General features: G+C 44.0%; 4 protein-coding genes. All 4 read left to right on the top strand.

Annotation, left to right across the window (positions count from 1 at the left end; all coding sequences use genetic code 11):
• The first annotated feature begins 77 nt into the window (after positions 1-77).
• The 4 genes from OCV81_RS17580 to OCV81_RS17565 all read left to right on the top strand — a co-directional run bounded on the left by OCV81_RS17580 (position 78) and on the right by OCV81_RS17565 (position 2,721).
• A complete protein-coding gene (locus OCV81_RS17580) occupies positions 78-515 on the top strand; it encodes a hypothetical protein (protein ID WP_262640549.1) in 438 nt (145 codons plus the stop codon).
• Positions 431-1,303, top strand: a complete 873-nt coding sequence (locus OCV81_RS17575; RefSeq protein WP_262640547.1) for an alpha-L-rhamnosidase C-terminal domain-containing protein — start codon at positions 431-433, stop codon at positions 1,301-1,303. Before OCV81_RS17580 ends, OCV81_RS17575 begins: the two co-directional genes overlap by 85 nt.
• Positions 1,304-1,717: 414 nt before the next feature.
• A complete protein-coding gene (locus OCV81_RS17570) occupies positions 1,718-2,020 on the top strand; it encodes a hypothetical protein (RefSeq protein ID WP_262640546.1) in 303 nt (100 codons plus the stop codon).
• A gap of 53 nt (positions 2,021-2,073) precedes the next feature.
• The gene (locus OCV81_RS17565) at positions 2,074-2,721 is read left to right on the top strand and encodes an AAA family ATPase (RefSeq protein ID WP_148331122.1); all 648 of its coding nucleotides are present in this window, start codon (positions 2,074-2,076) and stop codon (positions 2,719-2,721) included.
• Positions 2,722-2,775: the final 54 nt, after the last annotated feature.

Below are 2,775 nucleotides of genomic sequence, written 5' to 3'. Positions count from 1 at the left end.
CCTATTCATCCTATAACAGAATGATTTACAGAATAAAAAACTATATTTTTAGGATAATGCTGGGGTTTGGATAACTGTTGCGGGCCTATCTGCCTTACAATGCACAGGTCACCCCTTACCTCCGTTTGAAAGCTCCGGCCGGCAAGTGCATCCGTATCCGTACAGATAACTACCGGGGCGGTTCGGCTCCCAATGTGTTTGCCGAATATCGCACCCGGGAAGGCGAGCAGGAGTTTGAATGTAAGGGATGGATGAACGGCCACTATGTGCAGTATGAACTCCCCGAAGGAGTGGAGGTGCTCGATGTGAAGTACCGTGAAACAGGATATGATACCTCTTTTGCCGGCAGTTTCGCTTGCGACGACCCGATGCTGACCCGCTTGTGGAACAAGGCGCAACGGACACTCTACATCACTAGAAATACATTCATGTGTGGAAAACGGATTCCCTGGGATTGGTCGTACCTCGTTCCGGCGGATGGACATGGGGTGACTGGGGAGAGAACAAGGACATGACGCTGCTGTTCAATCTCTGGTACGTGATTGCCCTGAAAGGATACGAAGAGATGAACCGGTTGGCTGGTGAGCCGGAAGAAGCCGCTTGGGCGCACGCCACTGCCGACCGCTTGCGGAAAGTGTTCCACCGTACGTTCTGGAACGGAAAGTATTATGTTTCTCCGGGTTATCAGGGAAAGCCTGACGACCGTGTACAGGCGTTGGCCGTCGTGTCGGGTGTCTTGCCCGAAGAACTGTATCCGGTCATCCGTCCTTTCTTTTCCGAGTGGTATCACGCCAGTCCGTATATGGAGAAATACGTGCTGGAGGCCCTCTGCACGATGGGCTATTATCAGGACGCTTTGAACCGCATGAAACTGCGTTATCGCGCCATGATTGAAAGCCCGCTGACCACCTTGTGGGAAGGCTGGGGCATCGGCAGTGAAGGTTTTGGGGGCGGTACTTACAACCACGCCTGGAGCGGCGGTCCGCTGACCATCCTTTCGCAGTACATTGCCGGCATAGAAACTGTGGAACCGGCCTTCCGGACTTTTCGGGTGGTTCCTCATCCGGCACACCTGAATTTCATCCGTACGCAGGTCCCCTTGTCGGGTGGCCGTCGCATCGTGCTGGAAATGGACAAGTCGGCTCACGGCGGAACCATGTATCTCCGGGTGCCGGAAGGTACGTCTGCCGAAGTGGAGCTTCCTGCCGAATTTCGTAGCTGGCGTGTGAACGGCGAGCCAGAAAGCGGACGGCAGTTGAGGCTTTCTGCCGGGGAATGGCGATTTGAGATGCAGGCGGATTAGGTTTGTATTGATGACGATATGTTGAAGGCTGGGAATCGGGAGGCTTCCGGCCTTTTTTGTTCAAACGCTGGTCTATTATGGGGAATATGTCTTTACATTTTCTATGTTTCCCTATCGGGAACCGTACGTTTCCCGGTGCGGAGCCGTATGTTTTCCGTAAGGAAAACGTAGGTTTCTGCCTGAGGAAACGTAAAAATCGACAGGAGGTTTTTGGGTGAAGGACTTGAGGGTCTGGGGATAAGGTTGGACGGAATCTTTTAAATACAACTGTAGCTTTTCTCATGCTTAATCATTACATTTGCAAATATGTCGCTATTGGTAAGATGAAAGAGCTGCAAGTAGAAATGAAGGAATTGCTGAAATAGGAAGAAGAAAGCAAGAAGGATTTGTTGAATCTGTTTAGGAAGTTAGGGTATGGAATTGAATGACAAAATTATTATATACCAAACCATTGATGGACAAACATCCATTGAAGTGAAATTGGAAAACGAGATTATATGGTTTTCGGCTAACCAGATGGTCACTCTGTTTGATAGGGATGAAAAGACTATAAGAAAACATATCAATAATGTCTTTTTTGAAGGTGAATTGGAGAAAGAGAATAACACGCTTTTTTTGCGTGTTGATGTGAAGAATAATTTGACTCCTTCTTGTGTGAAGATGGGAAGAGGCTGTTGCTCCGGAAGTCGTAGTTTCTGCACCAGTGAAGGATGGTAAGAAGTGGTTGAGTAGTTTATAAATTAAACATATACGTATTAATATTTGAATTTATGAAGATAAAATCTATTATTATTGAAAATTTTAGAGGCTATAAAGATAGACAGATTATAGATTTGAATGATTTTACAGCTTTTGTGGGTAGAAATGATGCTGGAAAGTCTACAATTCTTGAAGCATTAGATATTTTTTTTAATGATAATAAGGGAATAATAGAGATAGACGCGGCAGATATAAATAAACAAGCTAGGGAAGAAAATGGGAAAACAGATATTGTGATAGGAGTAGAGTTTATTGATTTGCCATCCGAGGTCTGTATTGATGAAAATAATAAAACTACATTAAAAGAAGAGTATTTACTTAACGAGGAAGGGAATCTCACAATAATTAAGAAGTATCTTAATGGCAGTAAAACAGCTAAGGTGTACATCCTTGCAAATCATCCAAGTAGAAAAGAATGTTGTGATTTGTTATCTAAAAAACAGTCTGAATTACAAAAACTTACTGCCCATTTAGCTTGTGATAAGACTAGAAATGCAGAAATGCGTAAGGCTATTAGAAATCAATATGTAGATTCTTTGGATTGCAAAATGCAAGAACTTGAAGTCTCTAAAGAAGATGCTAAAAATATATGGGATAAGTTAAAACAATATATGCCGGTTCACTACTGTCCACTAAAAATGGACAAGGTTAAAAGTTAAATAAATTCGGTTCACTTGAACCATATCGGTCTTTGACATTTTTGAAATTCGATT

The organism is Phocaeicola fibrisolvens, assembly GCF_025567125.1.
Lineage (GTDB): Bacteria > Bacteroidota > Bacteroidia > Bacteroidales > Bacteroidaceae > Phocaeicola > Phocaeicola fibrisolvens.
Note: the sequence above shows the minus strand (reverse complement) of the source record. Positions and strands in the feature narration are given on the sequence as shown.

Coding starts and splice junctions, on each gene's coding strand:
- OCV81_RS17565 (WP_148331122.1), top strand. CDS start 2,074: ATGAAGATAAAATCTATTATTATTGAAAATTTTAGAGGCTATAAAGAT.
- OCV81_RS17570 (WP_262640546.1), top strand. CDS start 1,718: ATGGAATTGAATGACAAAATTATTATATACCAAACCATTGATGGACAA.